Annotated in this window: 18 protein-coding genes; 4 read left to right on the top strand and 14 right to left on the bottom strand. The window is 68.1% G+C overall.

Annotated features, from left to right (window positions below):
* Window positions 1-24: 24 nt before the first annotated feature.
* The 7 genes from DOM66_RS13125 to DOM66_RS13095 form a co-directional block, all read right to left on the bottom strand.
* Window positions 25-1,512, bottom strand: coding sequence for a SulP family inorganic anion transporter (locus DOM66_RS13125; protein WP_110690496.1), 1,488 nt, complete (start codon window positions 1,510-1,512; stop codon window positions 25-27).
* A 482-nt stretch (window positions 1,513-1,994) separates the two neighbouring features.
* On the bottom strand, window positions 1,995-2,423 hold the full coding sequence (gene mntR / locus DOM66_RS13120) for a manganese-binding transcriptional regulator MntR (RefSeq protein WP_110674617.1): 429 nt from the start codon (window positions 2,421-2,423) through the stop codon (window positions 1,995-1,997).
* A gap of 75 nt (window positions 2,424-2,498) precedes the next feature.
* On the bottom strand, window positions 2,499-3,776 hold the full coding sequence (locus DOM66_RS13115) for an Nramp family divalent metal transporter (RefSeq protein WP_110690493.1): 1,278 nt from the start codon (window positions 3,774-3,776) through the stop codon (window positions 2,499-2,501).
* Window positions 3,777-3,986: 210 nt separating this feature from the next.
* Entirely contained in the window at window positions 3,987-4,691 is a 705-nt protein-coding gene (locus tag DOM66_RS13110) for an HAD family hydrolase (RefSeq protein WP_110690491.1), read from the bottom strand.
* 129 nt (window positions 4,692-4,820) lie between these two features.
* On the bottom strand, window positions 4,821-5,606 hold the full coding sequence (locus DOM66_RS13105) for a slipin family protein (protein ID WP_110674620.1): 786 nt from the start codon (window positions 5,604-5,606) through the stop codon (window positions 4,821-4,823).
* Between the two features lie 86 nt (window positions 5,607-5,692).
* Window positions 5,693-7,057, bottom strand: a complete 1,365-nt coding sequence (locus tag DOM66_RS13100) for an NfeD family protein (protein ID WP_110690489.1) — start codon at window positions 7,055-7,057, stop codon at window positions 5,693-5,695.
* A gap of 191 nt (window positions 7,058-7,248) precedes the next feature.
* Window positions 7,249-7,950 (bottom strand): haloacid dehalogenase type II, encoded by a 702-nt coding sequence (locus tag DOM66_RS13095; protein WP_110690487.1) that lies wholly within the window; start codon window positions 7,948-7,950, stop codon window positions 7,249-7,251.
* A 146-nt stretch (window positions 7,951-8,096) separates the two neighbouring features.
* Between DOM66_RS13095 and DOM66_RS13090 the strand changes: the two genes are divergently transcribed.
* Window positions 8,097-9,131: a GlxA family transcriptional regulator gene (locus DOM66_RS13090; protein WP_110690484.1), complete on the top strand. Its 1,035-nt coding sequence runs from the start codon at window positions 8,097-8,099 to the stop codon at window positions 9,129-9,131.
* Here DOM66_RS13090 and DOM66_RS13085 read toward each other — a convergent pair.
* The 3 genes from DOM66_RS13085 to DOM66_RS13075 all read right to left on the bottom strand — a co-directional run bounded on the left by DOM66_RS13085 (window position 9,115) and on the right by DOM66_RS13075 (window position 11,542).
* Window positions 9,115-9,585: a thioesterase family protein gene (locus DOM66_RS13085; protein WP_110690481.1), complete on the bottom strand. Its 471-nt coding sequence runs from the start codon at window positions 9,583-9,585 to the stop codon at window positions 9,115-9,117. The genes DOM66_RS13090 and DOM66_RS13085 overlap by 17 nt on opposite strands.
* Window positions 9,585-10,556, bottom strand: coding sequence for an L-carnitine dehydrogenase (locus DOM66_RS13080; protein WP_110690479.1), 972 nt, complete (start codon window positions 10,554-10,556; stop codon window positions 9,585-9,587). Before DOM66_RS13080 ends, DOM66_RS13085 begins: the two co-directional genes overlap by 1 nt.
* 104 nt (window positions 10,557-10,660) lie before the next feature.
* Window positions 10,661-11,542 carry a BKACE family enzyme gene (locus DOM66_RS13075; protein WP_110690478.1) on the bottom strand — a complete coding sequence of 294 codons (882 nt, stop codon included), beginning with the start codon at window positions 11,540-11,542 and terminating at the stop codon, window positions 10,661-10,663.
* A 297-nt stretch (window positions 11,543-11,839) separates the two neighbouring features.
* Here DOM66_RS13075 and argC point away from each other — a divergent pair, with 297 nt between their 5' ends.
* The gene (gene argC / locus DOM66_RS13070) at window positions 11,840-12,784 is read left to right on the top strand and encodes an N-acetyl-gamma-glutamyl-phosphate reductase (protein ID WP_110674627.1); all 945 of its coding nucleotides are present in this window, start codon (window positions 11,840-11,842) and stop codon (window positions 12,782-12,784) included.
* A 15-nt stretch (window positions 12,785-12,799) separates the two neighbouring features.
* Here argC and DOM66_RS13065 read toward each other — a convergent pair whose 3' ends face one another.
* The 4 genes from DOM66_RS13065 to DOM66_RS13045 form a co-directional block, all read right to left on the bottom strand.
* Complete coding sequence (locus DOM66_RS13065; RefSeq protein WP_110674628.1) at window positions 12,800-13,294, bottom strand: cupin domain-containing protein; 495 nt, start codon at window positions 13,292-13,294, stop codon at window positions 12,800-12,802.
* A gap of 12 nt (window positions 13,295-13,306) precedes the next feature.
* The gene (locus DOM66_RS13060) at window positions 13,307-14,164 is read right to left on the bottom strand and encodes an oxidoreductase (RefSeq protein ID WP_110674629.1); all 858 of its coding nucleotides are present in this window, start codon (window positions 14,162-14,164) and stop codon (window positions 13,307-13,309) included.
* 202 nt (window positions 14,165-14,366) lie between these two features.
* The gene (locus DOM66_RS13050; RefSeq protein ID WP_110690472.1) at window positions 14,367-15,581 is read right to left on the bottom strand and encodes an MFS transporter; all 1,215 of its coding nucleotides are present in this window, start codon (window positions 15,579-15,581) and stop codon (window positions 14,367-14,369) included.
* A gap of 101 nt (window positions 15,582-15,682) precedes the next feature.
* Complete coding sequence (locus tag DOM66_RS13045) at window positions 15,683-16,417, bottom strand: DUF4396 domain-containing protein (protein WP_110690470.1); 735 nt, start codon at window positions 16,415-16,417, stop codon at window positions 15,683-15,685.
* Between the two features lie 285 nt (window positions 16,418-16,702).
* Between DOM66_RS13045 and fucP the strand changes: the two genes are divergently transcribed.
* Window positions 16,703-17,989, top strand: a complete 1,287-nt coding sequence (gene fucP / locus DOM66_RS13035; RefSeq protein WP_110690469.1) for an L-fucose:H+ symporter permease — start codon at window positions 16,703-16,705, stop codon at window positions 17,987-17,989.
* Between the two features lie 299 nt (window positions 17,990-18,288).
* Complete coding sequence (locus tag DOM66_RS13030; protein ID WP_110690466.1) at window positions 18,289-19,836, top strand: DHA2 family efflux MFS transporter permease subunit; 1,548 nt, start codon at window positions 18,289-18,291, stop codon at window positions 19,834-19,836.
* Window positions 19,837-19,851: the final 15 nt, after the last annotated feature.

The raw sequence follows: 19,851 nt of genomic DNA, 5'->3' as shown, positions 1-19,851 counted from the left end.
GCCGTCTGCATCCTGCGAGGGCACTCAATGGCCCATGAGTTTCTCCACCGCGTCCGGCTTGTCGTGCACGGCAAAGCGGTCGACCAGGGTGGCGCTGGCCTCGTTGAGTCCGATCACCTCGACCTCGGCGCCCTCGCGGCGGAACTTGATCACCACGTTGTCCAGCGCGCCGACGCCGGTGATGTCCCAGAAGTGGGCGCGAGAGAGATCGATACGCACCCGCGGCACCGCCTCCTTGAAGTCGAAGCTGTCGGTGAAGCGAGTCGAAGAGGCGAAGAACACCTGTCCGATCACTTCATACTCGCGGGTCTCGCCGTCCGCGTCCATGCGGCTACCGACATAGAGAATCTGCCCCACCTTGTTGGCGAAGAACAGCGACGCCAGCAGCACCCCGACCAGCACGCCAATCGCCAGATTGTGGGTCGCCACCACCACGATCACCGTGGCCACCATGACGATATTGGTCGACAGCGGATGGCGCCGCAGATCGCGGATCGACTCCCAGCTGAAGGTGCCGATCGAGACCATGATCATCACCGCCACCAGCGCGGCCATCGGGATCTGCGAGACCCAGTCACCCAGGAACACCACCAGGATCAGCAGGAAGACCCCGGCGACCAGGGTCGAGAGGCGGTTGCGGCCGCCGGACTTCACGTTGATCACCGACTGCCCGATCATCGCGCAGCCGGCCATGCCACCGAGGAAGCCGGTGGCGAGGTTGGCCAGCCCCTGCCCCTTGCACTCCCGGTTCTTGTCACTGGGGGTATCGGTCAGCTCGTCGACGATGGTCGCGGTCATCATCGATTCGAGCAGGCCGACCACGGCGATCGCCAGCGAGTAGGGCAGGATGATCCACAGCGTCTCCAGATTGAGCGGCACGTCCGGCAGCAGGAATACCGGCAGCGAATCGGGCAGCTGGCCCATGTCGCCCACGGTGCGGATATCCATGCCACTGAACATGTAGACCCCGGTGAGCACCACGATGCAGACCAGCGGCGACGGCAGCGTCTTGCCCACCACCGGCACATAGGGGAACAGATAGATGATGCCGAGCCCGGCGGCGGTCATGGCGTAGACGTGCCAGGTGACCCCGGTCAGCTCCGGCAGCTGGGCCATGAAGATCAGGATCGCCAACGCGTTGACGAAACCGGTGACCACCGAGCGCGAGACGAAGCGCATCAGCGCGCCGAGTTTGAGATAGCCGAACAGGATCTGGATCACCCCGGTCAGCAGGGTCGCGGCGAGCAGGTACTGCAGCCCGTGGTCGCGTACCAGGGTCACCATCAACAGCGCCGTGGCGCCAGTGGCGGCGGAGATCATCCCCGGACGGCCGCCGGCGAAGGCGATCACCACCGCCATCGAGAACGAGGCATAGAGGCCGACCTTGGGGTCGACACCGGCGATGATCGAGAATGCGATCGCCTCCGGAATCAGCGCCATCGCCACCACGGCGCCGGCCAGCACGTCCGCGCGGACGTTGGAGAACCAGTGTTGTCTTATCGTGTCGAGCATTGCAGGGTCCACTCAGGGTCATGCCGCGGGGCCGATAGCGGATGCTGGCGACGCCGGCCAGCACACGCAGCGCTGGCGAACGTCGACGCGTCTTGCCCGCTCGGCCGCAGTCGCAACGCGGCTTGGCTAGTGTTCAAAACGCTTGGCTTCGAAGCGCTTGGGTTCAAACGAGAATCGGTAATACGAACGAAAACGGACCTGATCGGCCCGGCCGTACGGCGGGTCGACAAGTCGAACGCGAGCGTGGCTCACGCGGAGGGAGTCGACGCTAGGGTGGCGTCATGCTAACGGTGGCGCGTGTCATCGATACGTGCATGTCGGTGCCATGTCTCGAGCGAGGGGCGTAAGACGCCTCGCGGTCCCGGGAGTGTCGCACCACCGCTGGGGAGCCAGGCGGCTACCGGAGGGGTCGATGACCCGGGGCGGGGCGACAGCGCTGGCGCAGTCTAACACCAACGTAGTAATCAGCCCAGCCGCGAGAGTCAGCGTGATGCCGGCCGCGACTCCAGAAAGCGCTGCATTGCCTCGACGGTGGCATCGCTGCAGTGGTGTTCGATCCCCTCGGAGTCCGCCTCGGCGACGTGCGCCGGGACGCCGAGGGCGAGCAGCGTGGCCAGCACCAGTTGGTGGCGCGCCTCGACCTTCTCCGCCAGCGCCCGCCCCTGTTCGGTCAAGAAGACCCCGCGGTAGGGGCGCGCTTCGGCCAGGCCGTCGCGCTTGAGTCGTGAGATCACCTTGGAGACCGCCGCGGCACTGACACCGAAACGCTCCGCCAGATCGCTGGCACGTGCCTCGCCATGATCGCGATGCAGCTGCGCGATCTCTTCCACGTAATCTTCCACCAGCTCCTGCTGATGATCGAGACGAGTGCGCTCGAAGCGGGCATAACGTGGTCGGGGTGTTCCTGGCATGGCGTTCTCATCGACATCGAATGGGGTAAACGGCCACGCGCGAGCGGCGCCGCCCGTTCACGACACGTAGAGAGCCTACAGCAACTCGAAGGCCAACACATAACCATTCAACAGGATGATCACCGCGGCCACCACGCAACCCAGCAGCGTGACCCAGCGCCGGCTGACCAGATTGCCCATCAAGCCGCGGCGCGCGGTGAACTGGATCAGCGGCACCAGGGCGAAGGGAATGCCGAAGCTGAGCACCACCTGGCTCGCCACCAGCACCTGCTGCTCGGGCAGGCCGAGCATGATCACCGCGATCGCCGGCAGCATGGTCAGCAGCCGGCGCAGCCAGATGGGAATGGTGAAGCCGACGAAGCCCTGCATCACCACCTGCCCCGCCATGGTGCCGACGATCGACGACGACAGCCCCGCCAGCAGCAGGGTGAATCCGAACAGCGTGCTCGCCAGCTCACGGTTCATCAGTGGCGACAGCAGCTGATAGCTCTGCTCGATCGAGGCCACGCCGGTACGTCCGTTGTCGAAGAACACCGCCGCTGCCAGCGCCAGCATCGAGAGATTGATGATCCCGGCGACCCCCATGCCGATGATCACGTCCCAGCGATAGAAGCGCATCGCGCGCTTGCGCTCGTCGTCAGTGGTGGCCGGAATGCGCCGCTGCGACAGCGACGAGTGCAGATAGATGACGTGGGGCATCACCGTGGCGCCCAGAATCCCCGCGGCCAGAAAGACCGCGTAGCCGTCAGGGAACTGCGGTACCAGCATCCCGGTGAGCGCCGGCCCGGCGTCGGGCCGGCCCATCAGGATCTGGGTGACGAAGCCCGCCGCTACCGCCAGCAGCATGCTGCCGATGATCACCTCGAGCAGGCGAAACCCGTAGCGCTGCATGGTCAGTGCCGCGTAGGTGACCGCGCCGGTGAGCAGCGCCCCCTCCAGCATCGAGAGCCCGAACAGGAGGTGGAACGCCAGCGCCGCACCGAGGAACTCGGCCAGATCGGTGGCGATCGCCACCAGCTCGGCCTGGACCCAGTAGAACCACACCAGCGGCCGCGGATAGCGCTCGCGGATCATCTCCGCCAGATTGCGTCCGGTGGCCAGCCCCAGGCGCACCGACAGCGTCTGGATCAGCATCGCCATGAGATTGGCCCACAGCACCACCCACAGCAGGGTATAGCCGTAGCGCGAGCCGGCCTCGATGTTGGTGGCGAAGTTGCCAGGATCGATATAGGCGACCGCGGCGATCAGCGCCGGGCCGAAGAAAGGCAGAAAACGCGCCAGCAGCGAACGCTGTCGTGCCGGCACCGACGGGTCCGCGCGTGCCGCGCGGGCGTCACTCACACTGTTGGACACGCTGACCTCGGAATGTCGACGGCCGGGCGAGCCCACGTCATCCGCGAAGTGTCGCCCGGGTTATCAAGTTAAACCATGGTTGACAAGATATACCTGAGTTACCAAAAGCGCAACGCGGCCTCGCGATGAGTTATCTCAATCGTGGTGATAGACGCTGGCCGCCGGCGACCAGCGTCGACGGCCGACCTGGGCCCCATCTGATGAAACCGCCTAACGCCACTCGAGGATCGGCCAACCACGCGCCTCGGCAGTCGCCCGCAGGCGGGCATCCGGCTGGGTGGCGTGGGGGTGGTCGACGAACTCGAGCAGCGGCAGGTCATTGTAGGAGTCGCTGTAGCCCCAGGTCTCCCAGCCCTCGGCAAAGCCGGTGTCGTGGGCCCTGAGCCATTCGGCGAAGGCGTCGAGCTTGCCCTGCTGATAGGTGTGGATGCCGGTGGGCTCACCGGTGAAACGCCCCTCGGCATCCAGCTCCGGCAGCGTGGCGAGCGCGCCGTCGGCACCCACGAAACGCGCGATCGGCTCGACCAGATGGTGCATCGAGGCCGAGATCACCAGGGTCGCGTGGCCACGCTCGCGGTGCTGCCGGAGCCGCTCGACTCCGCCCTGCATCAGCCGCGGCGCCACCGAACGCTGGACGAACGCCTCGACCTGTTCACGCACCGTATCGCGCTGGCGGCCGATCAGCGGGCCGAGGGTGAAGCGCAGGTGCTCGGTCATGTCCAGGGTGCCGGCGTGATACTGCAGATCCTGCTCACGCATGCGCGCCAGCAGCGCCTCGCTCTCCTCGACCCAGCCGCAGGCGATCACCCATTCGAGCCAGAGGTGGGTGCAGTCGCCGTCGAGCAGGGTGTCGTCGAGATCGAAGATGGCCAGCGCGCTGGGCTGCTGCGCCGGAGAAGAGGGTGAAGTGGCCAAGCGGAACTCCCGTAGCGGTCGCGGAAAAGGGCCCGCTCAGGATACACGCTCGCGCTCCGATGCCAACGCCCTCGCGCACCGACCTCGGTGCCAGCCCTGGCACCGCATGTCGCCCGGTGCGCAGCGGCGTCAACGCGGCGGTGTCTGAGTCCCGCTGCCGGAGCCGCCGTGCACCCCGCGCATCGCCTTGAACGCCTCCATCACATCCATCGGCAGCGGGAAGACGATGGTCGAGGCGTTCTTGTTGCTCATGTCGCTCATCGTCTGCAGATAGCGCAACTGCAGCGCGGCCGGGTTCTGCGACATGATGTTGGCCGCCTCGACCAGCTTCTCCGCCGCCTGCTGTTCGCCCTCGGCGTGGATCACCTTGGCGCGCCGCTCGCGCTCGGCCTCGGCCTGGCGCGCGATGGCGCGAATCATGCTCTCGTCGAGATCGACATGCTTGATCTCGACGTTGGCCACCTTGATGCCCCACGCCTCGGTCTGGCCATCGATGATCTCCTGGATGTCGTCGTTGAGCTTGTCGCGCTCGGAGAGCATCTCGTCGAGATCGTGCTTGCCCAGCACCGAGCGCAGTGTGGTCTGGGCGAGCTGACTGGTGGCGTTGACGTAGTTCTCCACCTGGATGATCGCCTTCTGCGGATCGACCACGCGGAAATAGAGCACCGCATTGACCCTGACGGTGACGTTGTCCTGCGAGATGACGTCCTGCTCCGGCACGTCCATGGTGATCACGCGCAGATCCACCACCTGCATCTTCTGCACCACCGGAATCAGCAGGAATAGCCCCGGGCCCTTGACCGCCTGGAAACGCCCGAGGAAGAAGACCACCCCGCGCCGGTACTCGGGCAGAATCCGGATCGAGGCGAACAGCAGCAGCACCAGCAGCACGCTGGGTACGAGATAGGCGAACATCGGCAAGTCTCCTGTCGTCGGCTGGCGCGAATCGCCGCGCCGGATGGCCGCCGCGAATCGTCACGTCTTCGAGGCAGACCCTGATCTCATGCCGCGGGCGGCGGGTGGTGCGGCTCGACCGTGACCACCAGACCCTCTACCCGGGTGATGCGCAGCTTGTCGCCACGTCGAATGGGCACGCCGCTACGCGCCTGCCAGCGCTCGCCGCGCACCTGAACCTTGCCGCGGCCAGCGCTGAAGTCGGTCAGCGCCAGCGCCTCGGCCCCCAGCATCTCGTCACTTCCGGCCTGGGGCAGGCGTCGGCGCACCGCGACCAGACGCAGCACCGCCCACAGCAGAAACCCGCCGGCGACCAGTGCGGTGCCGCCGACCAGCGGCCAGGCCAGATCGCTGTGGGCGCCATCCATCAGCATGATCGAACCCAGCACGAAGGCGACGATACCCCCCAGCCCCAGCACGCCAAAGCTGGGCAGGAACGCCTCGCCCACGATCAGCGCCAGACCCAGCAGAACCAGCGCCAGCGCGGCAACGTCGAGGGCGAGCAACTGAAAGGCGAACAGCCCCAGCAGCAGCGCGATGCCACCGGCCACGCCGGGCAGACCGATGCCCGGACTCGCCAGTTCGAACACCAGGCCGTAGAAGCCGAGCAGCAACAGCCCATAGGCGATGGTCGGCGTTGCGATCAGGGAGAGCAGCTGGGTGCGCCAGCCAGGCGGCTCGCGCACCTGAACGAGGTCGGCGGTGGCCAGACGACGCTCGCCGCTGGCCAGCAGTACCTGCCGACCGTCGAGCTGGGTCATCAGGCCATTCAGATCGTCGGCGACGACATCCACCACCCCAAGCTCGAGCGCGCGTTCGGCGCTCAGGTTGGCCGCCTCGCGCACCGCCCGTTCGGCCCACTCGGCGTTGCGGCCGTAGTGCTCGGCATAGCCACGCAGCATGGCCACCGCGTCCTCGACGATCTTGCGCCGCATGGGGGAGTCTTCGGCATCATCGCCCCCCGCCGCCACCGGGGTCGCTGAGCCCAGATGGGTGCCGGGGGTCATCGCCGCCACCTGGCTGGCGTAGAGTAGATAGGTGCCGGCACTGGCGGCGCGCGCACCGCTGGGGGTGACGTAGGTCACCACCGGTACGCGGGAGGCCAGGATGGTCTGCGCCAGCCGACGCAGCGACTCGAACTGCCCTCCCGGGGTATCGAGTTCGATCACCACCAGTGCGGCCTGGCGCCGCTCGGCCTCGGCAATCCCGCGCTCGAGATAGTCGCGAGTAGCCGGATTGAGGCTGTCGTCGAGCGTCAGGATCAGCGCGGTCGCCGGGCCCGGCGGCTGGGCCAGCGCCACCAGCGCCAGCCAGCCGCCGAGCAGCAGACAAGCCAGCCACAGGCCGCGCCGCACTACCTCGCGGCGGCGGCAGCGGAAAGGGTTCAGGCGCGGAGAGCGGATGACACGCATGGGCGACCTGCGGCTCGACGGGGGAAGGGTCGCCACGGGCCGGCGCACAGGCCAGACGCGTGCGACTCCTGTTCAGCGTAGCGCATCTCCGGCACCTGGCTTCCAGCCCTTTGGTCTCGAGCCCCGGGCCCCCCCTGATCGAAAGCCCTGGTCGGCGCGAAGCGTCGGTCATCCGGCCAGGGTTCATCCGGCTAGTGTGGGTGCTCCCGCGCGAACCACCCCGCACACTGGGTCGCCAGGGCGTCGAGGTCGGGCGCCATCAGATCCGGTGGATCACCCCAGGATTCGAACGCCCGCTGGGGGTCGCGCTGGAGCCAGGCGGCACGCAGCCCGGCGTAGCGCGCCCCGATGATCTCCGCGGGCTCCGCCGACACCAGCCAGGTGGCCTCCGGGCGCGAATGGGTGCGCGCCCGCAGGTGCGCATAGAGGGCGGCATCCGGCTGGAAGCGCCGTACCTCTTCGGCGCTGACGACATCCTCGAGCAGAAGCGCCAGACCGGCATTGTCCAACAGCAGCTCGATGTCGTAGCGGCTGGCGTTGGCGAACGCCACGCAGCGCACCCCCAGCCCACGCAGACGGGTCAGCGCAGCGGAGGCATCGGCGAACGCCGGCAGCCGGCGGCAGTGCGCCAGCAGCGCCTGCTTGCTCTCCTCGCCCAGCCGCGTGCCGCGCTCGCGATCGACCGCCTCCAGCGCCTCGCGCTGCAGGCGGTGAAAATCGGCGTAGGCGCCCATCAGCCCGCGCCGATAGGCGAACTCCAACTGTTTCTCGCGCCAGCGCCGGGCGAATGCCGACGCTTCCGTTTCATCCAGGCGCAACGCCAGCGTCACCGCCACATCCTGGGTATCGACCAGGGTGTCGTGAAGCGAAAAGGCGAAGAGCGGTGTGTCCATGCGGAATCCTTGTTAACGTGACACCCCGTGGCCTCGCGGTATCCAGCCACGCCCCTTTTCGCCCCGAGACGTCATGCCCGGCGATAACCTGGAGCAAGTTCGTACCACCATCGGCGGCACATCACCCTGCTGAGTGGAGAGCCGTCATGCGTCCTGAGGAGCCCGTGGTGCATCTGGAGAAGAGACCTGCGCCGCCCGCCACCCTGGGATTCGTGCTGATTCCGCGCTTCTCGATGCTGGCGTTCTTCTCCGCCGTGGAGCCGCTGCGTATCGCCAACCGCCTCGCCGGGCGCGTCCTCTACCGCTGGGTGCTGATCAGCGAGGATGGCGGGCCGGTCACCGCCAGCAACGACATGACCCTGCTGGCGGACTGTGATCTGGCCAGCACACCGCCCCTGACGAGCGTGGCGGTGTGCGCCGGCTTCGAACCCGATCGCGGCCTGTCGCGACGCTTCTCCCAGTGGCTGCACCGCCGCGCCGGCGAAGGCATGCTGCTGGGCGGAATCGACACCGGCCCGCTGCTGCTCGCCGAGATGGGGCTGCTCGACGGCCATCGGGTGACGCTGCACTGGGAGAGTCTGCCCGCCTTCCGCGAACGCTTCCCCGCCCTGGAGGCGGTCGAGGAGCTCTACGAACTCGACCGCCAGCGCTTCACCTGCGCCGGCGGCGCCGCGGCCATGGACCTGGCACTGGAGCTGATCGCCCGCGACCACGGGCAGGCACTCGCCGACGACACCGCCGAGCAGTTGATCCATGCGCGTTTGCGCCCGCGGGAGGAGGCCCAGCGACTGCCCCTGGCCCGCCGCCTGGGCACCCACTGCCGCCCGCTGGTCGATGCCGTGGCGCTGATGGAGCGCCATCTCGAACAGCCGCTGACGATCGCCGCGCTGGCCGCGCGTATCGGACTCTCGCCGCGCCAGCTGCAGCGCCTGTTCGACGCCGAGCTGGGCCAGCGCCCGCGCGACTACTATCTGGGCCTGCGCCTGGATCGCGCGCGCCATCTGCTCGAAGAGACCGAGCGCGACATCCTCAGCATCGCCCTCGCCTGCGGCTTCAGCTCCGCCTCCAGCTTCGCGCGCGCCTACCGCCAGTGCTATGGGCATCCGCCACGGGCCGCCCGCCAGCCGCGGCTCGACGACCCCGACGCCGCCACCGCACCGCATCTCAGCCGCGGCGGATAGCGATTCGCCTCCCCGCGGCGCTGGGCCAGTCGCCCCCCGCCCCGGGCAGCGCCGCGACGGCCGCCGCCACCGCCTCGGGGAAGCCGGCGGGGCGACCACTGGCAACATCGATACCCATCAGCATCTGCTCGCTGGTCGCCAGGGTGTTGCCCTCGGCGTCATGCAGCGTGAAGAACACATGCAGACGCTTGGCGTCGCTATCGAGCAGGGTCAGCGCCACGCTCAACGCTTCGCCGCGATAGGCCTGCTGGCGATAGCAGAGGTGGGTCTCGAGGGTGTAGAGAGTGTAGCCGTACCTGGCACGGCCGGCCGCATCGAGACCGATGCGATCCATCAGCGCCTCCACCGCCAGCGAGAACACCCGCGCGTACTCGGCGTCGTTCATGTGACCGTTATAGTCGACCCAGGCGTCCGCCACCCGAGTCCGGTAGAGCGTCTCCGCCTGAGCCGCCATCAGATTCGCCCCTCGAGCCCTTCGGCTTCCGGCCAGTACTTCTGGGTCAGTGCGAGCAGCTCGGTGAGAAACGCATCGCGGCGTGTCTCCAGCTCGGCGACGCTGCGCCCGGCGGCCTGATGCTCGCAGCCATCCGCCACCTTATCGATCAGCGCTTCCGTCAGCTCGGGGGCCTCCAGCTTGGTCCACGGCAGCTTCAGCGCCGGGCCGAACTGATGCAGCATGTGGCGCATGCCGCCCTCGCCGCCGGCGAGATGGAAGGTCAGGAAGGTGCCCATCAGCGACCAGCGCAGGCCGGCGCCGTAGACCACAGCGGCATCGATCTCCTCGGTGGTGGCGACACCGTCATTGACCAGATGCAGCGCTTCGCGCCACAGCGCCTCCATCAGCCGATCGGCCACATGGCCCTCGATCTCGCGACGTACCACCAGCGGCCGCATGCCCAGCGCGGCATAGTGCGCCCGGGCACGCTCGACCACCCTCGGCGGGGTGTGCTCGCCACCCACCAGCTCCACCAGCGGCAGCAGATAGACCGGATTGAACGGGTGCGCCACGACCACGCGGCCGGGCTCGCGGGTGCAGGCCGACTGCAGATCGCTCGGCTTGATCCCCGACGTGGAAGAGCCGATCACCACCCCGGGTGCGGCCACGGCATCGAGCTGGCGCAACACATCGTGCTTGAGCGCCAGCCGCTCGGGCACGTTCTCCTGAATCAGCTCGGCGCCCTCGACGGCAGCGTCGAGGGAATCGACGAAGGTCAGCGCCGCGGGGTCAGCGCCCTCGGCCAGCCCCAGCCGCTCGAGCGCCGGCCAGGCCCGCGCGACGAAAGCGCGAGTGCGGGCAGCCGCCGTGGTATCGGGATCGAAAGCGTTGACCCGGCAGCCGGCGGCCAGGGCACGGGCGATCCAGCCATTGCCGATGACGCCGGTGCCGATCACGGCGACAGTGCGGGGAAGTTCGGATGCGGTCATCCAGGCACTCCATGGACGGTGCAGATGGAAGAAGTCACGGCGAACGCGCAGGCGGCGAGCGGCACAGACACGTTCGCACAGGACGGATTGACGCCAGGCATCGCTCAGGGCTTACGCAGCCCCAGCGACTCGCGGGTCTGCGCCGGCGTCTGTACCTTGCCGCCGAGATTTTCGATGAGGGTGGCGGCACGCTCGACCAGCTGGGCGTTGGTAGCGAAGACGCCCTTGCGCAGATAGAGGTTGTCCTCCAGGCCGACCCGCACGTGGCCGTCGAGCAGCACCGACTGCGCCACCATGGGAAACTGCTGGCGGCCGATGCCGAAGGCGGACCAGATCGCATTTTTCGGCAGCTTGTTGCGCATCGCCAGCATGGTTTCGGTATCGGCCTCGGCGCCCCACGGAATCCCCAGGCAGAGCTGGAACAGCGGGTCGCCATCGATCAGCCCCTCGTCGATCAGCTGGCGGGCGAACCAGACATGCCCCAGGTCGAAGCACTCGAGTTCCGGCTTGACGCCGGCCTGCTGGATCAGCCGCGCGTGCTCACGCAGCCAGTCGGCGCTATTGAGATAGATCATCTCGCCGAAGTTGAGACTGCCGCAGTCGAGGGTGCACAGCTCCGGCAGCAGTGCGCCCACCGGCGCGTGGCGCTGGGCCGGCGTCTGCAGGTCGGTGCCGGCGCGGCCGTGAATGGCGCCATCGCGAATCTCGGGGTAGAGATCGCCACCACCACCGGCGGTGATGTTGATCACCGCATCGACGTCGGACTCGCGAATGCGCTCGACCACCTCACGGAAGTGATCGGTCGAGTGGCTGACGCCACCGGTCTCCGGGTCACGCACGTGGAGATGGACGATGCTGGCACCAGCGCGAGCCGCATCCAGGGCGCTATCGGCGATCTGGCGCGGGGTGATCGGCAGATCCGGGTGCTTGCCGGCGGTATCGCCGGCGCCGGTGACGGCGCAGGTCAGAATGACGTCTCGGTTCATGCGGGCTCTCCCTGGCGTGGCTCGGCCGAGTGTGACCGGGCGACGGGTGTTCGAGGGCGCAGCCATGCCGGCTCGCCCCACAAGAGCCCCATTGTGGCGACGACCCAACGCCCGAAGTTGACACCAAACGACACCAAGTCGACGCCACGCGACGTTCGCACGCCTCCCCCGCCGCCGGGCGCCCGCGCCCGCCTGCTCCACCGCCACCCCCGAAGGCGGCGACGCGGCATGACACGACGGCGCGAAAACCGCACAATGGAGGCTGATACCGCGACTCGGACACGACAGGAAAACGACATGGCACACAGGGTCTACGTCGACGGACAGGAGGGCACCACAGGGCTGCGCCTGTTCGACTATCTCCAAGCACGCAGCGACATCGAGCTACTGCGCATCGATAGCGACAAGCGCAAGGACCCGGCCGAACGTGCACGCCTGCTCAACGCCGCCGACGTCGCTTTCCTGTGTCTCCCCGACGCCGCCTCGCGTGACGCCGCGGCGATGGTCGAGAATCCGGACACCTGCCTGATCGACGCCAGCACCGCCTTCCGTACCGCCGACGACTGGGTCTATGGCCTGCCCGAGCTGGCCCCCGGCCAGCGCGAGCGGATTCGCGCCAGCAAGCGCATCGCCAACGTCGGCTGCCACGCCAGCGCCTTCGTGCTGCTGGTGCGGCCGCTGATCGACGCCGGCCTGCTGCCGCCTGACTACCCGTTCTCGGCCTTCTCACTGACCGGCTACAGCGGTGGCGGCAAGCAGATGATCGCCGCCTACGAGGCCGACCAGGACGGCCGCCTGCAGGCACCACGCCCCTACGCCATGGGACAGGGCCACAAGCACCTGCCGGAGATGCAGCTGCACGGCCGGCTGGCCGCGCCGCCTGTGTTCTCGCCGATCGTCGGCCCCTTCCTCAAGGGGCTGTCGGTGAGCGTACCGCTACAGCTTGGCGCCCTGCCCGGCATCGATGCCGAGCAGCTGCTCGACGCCTACCGCGCGCACTATGCCGACGAGCCCTTCGTGCGCATCCTGCCGTTCGCCGACGACGCCACGCTCGACGGCGGCGCCTTCGATATCCAGGCGTGCAACGACACCAACCGGGTCGATCTGGGCGTGTTCGGCAACGCCGAGCGGCTGACGCTGGTCTCGCGGCTGGACAATCTGGGCAAGGGTGCCGCCGGCTCGGCGGTCCAGAACATGAACGTGCATCTGGGGCTGGAGGATAGCGTCGGCCTCAGCGTCTGACGCCGGGGCAGCGCCTCAGACGCGCTGCCAGTGCGAAAGCGGCCCCCCGCCGACCGGATCGGCGGGAGGCAGCGGCACCGCTGCGACGCGGGCGCAGGCTGCGCCGAACTGTGCCGGATCGCCCCGCTCCACCGCCCAGCGCTGCCCGGGCGGGTAGGCACCCACCATGCAGAAATCATCGTCTGCCGACACGCAGGCATGGGCCACGCCCGCCGGCAGGATCAGCACATCCCCCGCCGCCAGGGTGAATCGCTCGCCCTGAGGCCCGCCCAGACGCGCCACCGCCTGGCCGCGAAACACTCCCAGCGCCTCGTGGGCCGTCGAGTGGAAGTGGTCGAAGGGGTAGAGCCCGTAGCGCCACTCAGGCACCCAGCCATGACGCGCGAACAGCGCCTCGAATGCCTCGGCGCTGGCAGGCGACATCACTTGCCGATAGATCAGCAGCGGCAGCGCCGAGTTGGGCGTGCCGCTGGCCTGATCGCCATCGAACCGCTGCGTCTCGGGTGACATGGTAAGCCGCGGTCAGTGCCGCTCTGACTCGGGGAAATCGGTCGCCTCGCCGACCTGGCGATACTCACGCACCTCGGCCAGACGCGTCTCGAATGCCTCGATCACCTTGCCTACGCCCCAGCTACCCAGCACCAGGTGACGCGGCGGCGCAGGATTGGCCACCAGATCGATCATGGCCTGGGCGGCGCGCTTCGGATCGCCCGGCTGCTGGCCACTGCCCTCGCTGGTTCCCTGCATGCGTGCCGCCACCGTATCGCGGTAGGCGTCGATTCGGGTCGTCGTCTGTGACAGCGAGCGCCCGGCCCAGTCGGTGCGAAAAGGCCCCGGCTCGACGCAGGTGACCGCGATGCCCAGCGGCGACACTTCCGCCTTGAGCGCATCCGACCAGCCTTCCACCGCGTGCTTGGTCGCGGCGTAGTAGCCCGAACCGGGGAAGCCGATCAGCCCGGCGACCGAGCTCAGGTTGATCACGTGGCCCTGGCCGCGCTCGCGCATGCCCGGCAGCACCGCCCGGGTCATGGCGAAGAGCCCGAAGACATTGGCCTCGAACTGATCGCGGATGGCCGCCTCCTCGCCCTCCTCGCAGGAGGCCTGGTAGCCATAGCCGGCGTTGTTGACCAGCACGTCGATGCGCCCGAACTCGGCCTCGGCCGCCGCCACGACCGCCGCGATCTGGGTGTCGTCGGTGACGTCCAGCGCCAGCGCCAGCCCGCGCCCTTCACTGTCCGCGACGAGATCGGCCACGCGCTCCCGGGTGCGCGCAGTCACCACCGCCCGATCTCCCTGGGCAAGCACGAGGCGGGCGAGTTCGCGGCCGAAACCGGTGGAGCAGCCGGTGATCAACCAAACGGGCGATGCGGGCATGGCCATGGGTCATCTCCTGAATTCATGAACGTGATACAGCCGGCGGCCAAGCGACCGCCTCTCTTCAGCGTAGCCGCTGAATCGCGCGAGCGGGTCGGCCGCCGGAGGATCCGACACGATGCCGACACGATCACGCAGCGGCCAGGACCCGCGACCACAACCTCACCTGGACCTGGACCTGGACCTGGGCCTGGGCCTGAGCCTGGACCTATGCCTGGGCCGGGGATAGAGGCGTCAGCGGCGCGCGCCGCAGCGCCCACAGGCTGGCCACGGCGAACACCACCATTGGCCACAGTGACAGCTCGGCGTGACCGAAGACCTCGGCCAGCCAGCCGCCGATCAGCGGCATCACGAACGCCACGCTGTAACCGACGAAGGAGATCCCTGCGGTCAGCGAGGCCACACCCTCGCCGCGCTCGAGACAGGGTGGAAGCGCCATCAGCAGGGTCAGCTCCAGGGTGATGCAGAAGCCCGACAGTATCAGCGCCAGCAGCGCCGGCCAGCCATCGAGACCGAGAAAGCCGAGCATGCCGGCGACGCTGAGCACGCCGCAGACCAGCAGCGGTGTGCGCGTGGCGACCCAGCGCCGACCGCGCAGGATCATGCTCAGCGAGGCTGCCAGCGGGCTGGCGTTGTAGAGCAGCAGCGCCAGCGCCAGACGGTCACTCTCGCCGCGCGCGCCGAGCACCAGGCTCATATAGGCGTTGGTGGCCATGTAGAGGCCGATCGTCGCCGCCAGTGGCAGCCCCAGCAGCCATACTCTGGGCGAGCGCCAGCCGCGGGAGCGACGCCGCGTCGGCGTCGGGGCGAGCGTCGCCGGCCGCGGCCCGGCAAAGAGCCGCAGCCCCAGCAGCAGCACGATCACCAGCGCCGGCAGCGACCAGTAGAGCATCGCCAGCTGCCAGTCGCCGCCGGCCAGCACCAGCACCACCGGGCGGGTGCCGCCGGCACCGATCAGCTCGCCCACGGTCATGCCGTTGAGGTAGACCGCGCTGCCCAGCGCCAGGTGGTGCGGGGTCCAGTCGCGCAGCAGCGCCGGCAGCGTGACCTGCATCACCGCCAGCCCCAGTCCCATGACGATCGAGGCGCCGAACAACACCGGCGCCGACAGCGTCAGCCCGCGCGCGCCGGAGCCCAGCGCCACCACCGCCAGCGCCGCGATCAGCGCCGGCAGCACCCCCAGACGACGGGTGACACGCACCGCCAGCATCATGCTCAGGGCGAGCACCACGTAGGGCACCGTGGTCAATGCACCGACCGCGGCACTGCCGAGATCGAGAGCACCCGCGATCTCGCCGGCCAGCGGTGGCGCAATCAGGATCGGCAGACGCAGATAGACGCCGACCAGCCACAGCAGGATCAGCGCCAGCCAGGGCAGGCGCGGGCGGGAGGTCGGCGTGGCGGTGGTATCGCTCGGCAGCATGGTGTGTCCGTCACGGGTCGCGGTGGCATCGAAAGGCCGACGATTCTGACCAACGGGGCGGCGCCCCGCAAATGCGCCCTACAGCCTGGCTCGCCGCCGGCTTACATGCCGTGCTTGATCCCGCGATTGATCAGTATCCAGTTGGCCGGGTAAGAGGTGGCGAAGCCGATCAGCATGGCGATCTGCATCATGAACCAGAATGGCGCGGTGAAGGCGTCGAGCTCTCCCATCCAGCCCTGAAGGGCGATCAGCATCCACGCGTACATGCCGATCTGGAAGGCGATCAGGGAGAGGGTATCGGCCTTGATCGCGTCCTTCAGCGCCTGTCCCGGGCCGGCATCGCCCATGGCCCGAATCGGCAGATACTGGAACAGCACCCCGAACAGATAGGCACCGACGAAAGCGAGCGCGAAGTGCCCCAGCACCGTCGAACCGAGCAGGGCAAAGCCGGTGGCCGTCGCGATCGGTGCGGTGACCACGTCGCCCAGGGTGCAACCGCCGCCGCAGTGGGTCGCGGAGACGAATACGCTCTGCCACTTGGGTTTGTCACCATGGTGATGCCCATGGTCGTGGTCGTGCTGATCGGCGTGGGCGTGATGCCTCTGTGCGTGTTGATCGTGGCCTGCGTGGTCCTGCTGGGCCACCGCAGCCTTCGGCGCCGCACGCCCCATCTTGCAGTAGGCCCACCAACCGACGAGCGGCATGTACAGGCCGGTGATCGGCCAGGTGATGTTCATGATCGCCATGGGCTGAGGCCGGCGCGCGACATCGAACGCCATGGCCAGGGCGGTAAACACCCCCGATAGCAGAAAGATCCAGGACCACATGGTCAGCATGTTCAGTCACTCCCTGTCGACCGAAGAAAATAATGCAATGTCAAAGATATAGGAGCCGATAGCGTCGCCGGCAAGCGACACCCTGCACATAGGTTGGGCAATCGTTTGGCGGATGACGATAAGCCTAGTAATCTTCGCGCCCACCACCCTTGGCGATGACCGCGCCATGTCGTTCCGGCCACCGTTCGGCGGTTGCCGGTAGCCCAGCCACCGCTGCGCCGACCTGAAGATGAATCGATTCATCTACCAGCGTCGTCCTGCGCACACGCGATCCGGAAGCAGACCATGTCCGACCTGCAACGCCCCCACTACCGTGGCGCCCTGGTGATCGTCACCAGCATCTTCTTCATGTGGGGCTTTCTCACCTGCCTCAACGACATTCTCATCCCGCACCTCAAGGCGGTCTTCGCGCTCAACTACACCCAGACCATGCTGATCCAGTTCACCTTCTTCGGCGCCTACTTCGTGATGTCGCTGCCGATGGGCAAGCTGCTGGCTCGGGTCGGCTACAAGAGCGCGATCAGCCTGGGGCTGTCGATCGCCGCGGTGGGTGCCGTGATGTTCTATCCCGCCGCGCGGGCGCCCTCCTATCCCCTGTTTCTGGCTGCACTGTTCGTGCTGGCGAGCGGCATCACCCTGCTGCAGGTGGCCGCCAACCCCTATGTCAGTCTGCTCGGCCCGGAGTCCTCGGCCTCCAGCCGGCTCAACCTGGCCCAGGCGTTCAACTCCCTCGGCACCACCCTGGCGCCGCATATCGGCGGCGGCCTGATTCTGGGCGCCGCGGTGCTCGGCGCCGATCAACTCGCCAGCCTGGGTGAGGCCGAACGGCTCGCCTACCAGAGCCAGCAGGCGCACAGCGTGCAGCTTCCCTATCTGGTCCTCGCCGGCGTGCTCGCGCTGCTGGCACTCGTGGTCGCGGCGTGGAAACTGCCCCAGTTCAAGGAGCGCGCCCGCGACACCAGCGACAGCGGCAGCGCCGGTGCCCTCGAGGTGCTGCGTCACCGCCACGTGCGTCTGGGCGTGATCGGGATCTTCGTCTATGTCGGCGCCGAAGTGGCGATCGGCAGCTTCCTGATCAACTACCTGTCACTGCCGGAGATCGGCGGCATGCGCGAAAGCGACGCCGCCACCTATGTCTCCTACTACTGGGGCGGCGCCATGCTCGGCCGCTTCGTCGGCGCAGCACTGATGCGCAAGATCCGTCCCGGCCTGCTGCTGGGCCTGTTCGCACTGATCGCCGCCGGTCTGACCCTGACCACCATGCTGAGCCTCGGCCAGTTGGCGCTGTGGAGCGTGGTACTCATCGGCCTGTTCAATTCGATCATGTTCCCGACCATCTTCACGCTCGGTATCGCCAGGCTCGGACCGCTCACCGGCAAGGCATCGAGCCTGTTGATCATGGCCATCGTCGGCGGGGCGATCATCCCGCTGGCGCAGGGGGCGATCGCCGACCGTGTCGGCCTCCACCACGCCTTCGTGCTGCCGCTGCTGTGCTACCTGTTCATTGCCTACTACGGCCTGCGCGGCTCCCGGGTGATCACGCCGCAGCCGGAGACGGCCACCCGCGCCTGACGCGCGCTGCCCCGAGACCTGCGACCTGCACGCCTAAGACGTTGGTCGCAGGTGTCTTGAAAGGGCATCAGCAGACCGGGACAATCCATTAGCCGGCGAAATGTAGACAGGTTATCGATTCGCCGGCTTCTTTTTTCGTGTCGCGACCGCCTCGCCACCGGCCTGCCGTGCCCAGCCCTCGGTCCATTGCGCCGGGCCTTCGCCATTCGCCGCCTCACGTCGCCAGCGCGACCGCCCGTTTCCGGTGCCGGTCGCAGCCGGCGTTCGCGCGGTCGCCCACCACCAGGGAGCTGCCCGCGATGACGCAGGTCGACGAGATGTTCGCGCGCTACGGCCCACGCTACCGGCTGTGGGTCACGCTGACGGTGATGCTGGGGCTGGTCGCGCTGGGCATGTCGATCACTATCGTCAACGTGGCGATCCCCTACATCAAGGGCGCCTTCGGCATGAGCGACGCCCAGGTGCAGTGGCTATCGACCGGCTTTCTGGCCTCGACCACGGTGTCACTGCTGATCGCACCCTGGCTGGTGACGGCGGTGGGCCAGCGCGCCACCTTCATCGGCCTGCTGGTCGCCTTCATCGCCGCCTCGATCCTGGGCGGTCTGGGCCAGGGCATGGCGGCGCTGGTGGCGGCCAGGATCATCCAGGGCGGCATGACCGGGCTGATCCGTCCGGTGGCGATGCAGGCGCTGTTCGCCGCCTACCCGCCCGAGGGGCGCGGCATGGCTACTGCCATGTACGGCATGTGCCTGGGGCTGCCGCTGACCCTGGCCACGGTGATCGGCGGCTGGCTGGTGGAGCACTTCACCTGGCGCTACGTGTTCTTCGTCACCCTGCCGATCTGTCTTGCAGCGATCGCCATGGGCGCGGTCTTCCTGCCCCGGCGCGAGCACCAGGGGCCGCCCCCGCCATTCGACTGGGCCGGCGTGGTGCTGCTGTTCGTGGCCGTGTTCGCGCTGCTCGCGGCGCTCTCCAACGGCCAGCGCTGGGGCTGGTTCGACCCGCGCGTGCCGAGTCTGGTGGGGCTGGCCGCGGCCTGCGCCATCGCCTTCGTGAGCTGGCAGCGGCGCATCGCCCATCCGTTGCTCGACCTGGCGATCTTCACCCACCGGGCGTTCGTCGTCGGCACCCTGGCGATGTGCCTGTTCGGCGGCACCTTCTACGGCATCATGTATCTGCTGCCGCAGTTCGTGCAGTCGGTGCTGCACTACAGCCCGATCAGCGCCGGCCAGATCTTTCTGCCCTCGACCCTGGTGCTGGGCGTGCTGGTGCCGCTGGTGGGGTGGCTCAGCGACCGCTATCCACCGCACTGGATCACCCTTCCCGGGCTCGCCTGCGCGCTGCTCTCAGTGTGGTTGATGGCGGGCATGGACTGGAACACCTCCTTCGCCCACCTGGCGCTGGCGATGGCGATTCTCTCGATCGGCATGGCCGCCTTTCCGCCGCCGACCCTCTCCAACGCCATCACCAGCCTGCCACCACGGCTGATGGGCCACGGGTCAGGGGCGATCAACTTCTCGATGCAGCTCGGCGGCGCCCTGGGCACCGCCGGTCTGGTGATCCTGCTCGATCGCCATACCGCGATCCACGGCCAGCTGCTCAACGCCGGAGTCAACGCCGGCAACGCGCTGTCGCAGCAGGCGCTCGGCGACTACGCCCACCTCGCCGCGCGGCTGGGCATCGCGGCGCCCCAGCAGCAGGCCGTGGCCGGCTACCTGCTGGGCCGGGTCGAGGCGCTGTGGGCGTCGATCCTGGCCTATCAGGACGGTTTCTGGACCCTGATCGCCAGCCTGCTGGCGGTGGTGGTGCCGTCGCTGCTGCTGAGCCGCTGGCGGCGGCACGCGTGAAGCCGCCGTGCGTTC

Origin of the sequence: Salinicola endophyticus (assembly GCF_003206575.1) — a bacterium.
GTDB classification, from domain to species: Bacteria; Pseudomonadota; Gammaproteobacteria; order Pseudomonadales; family Halomonadaceae; genus Salinicola; species Salinicola endophyticus.
This window is presented reverse-complemented; position numbering and strand designations above follow the sequence as displayed.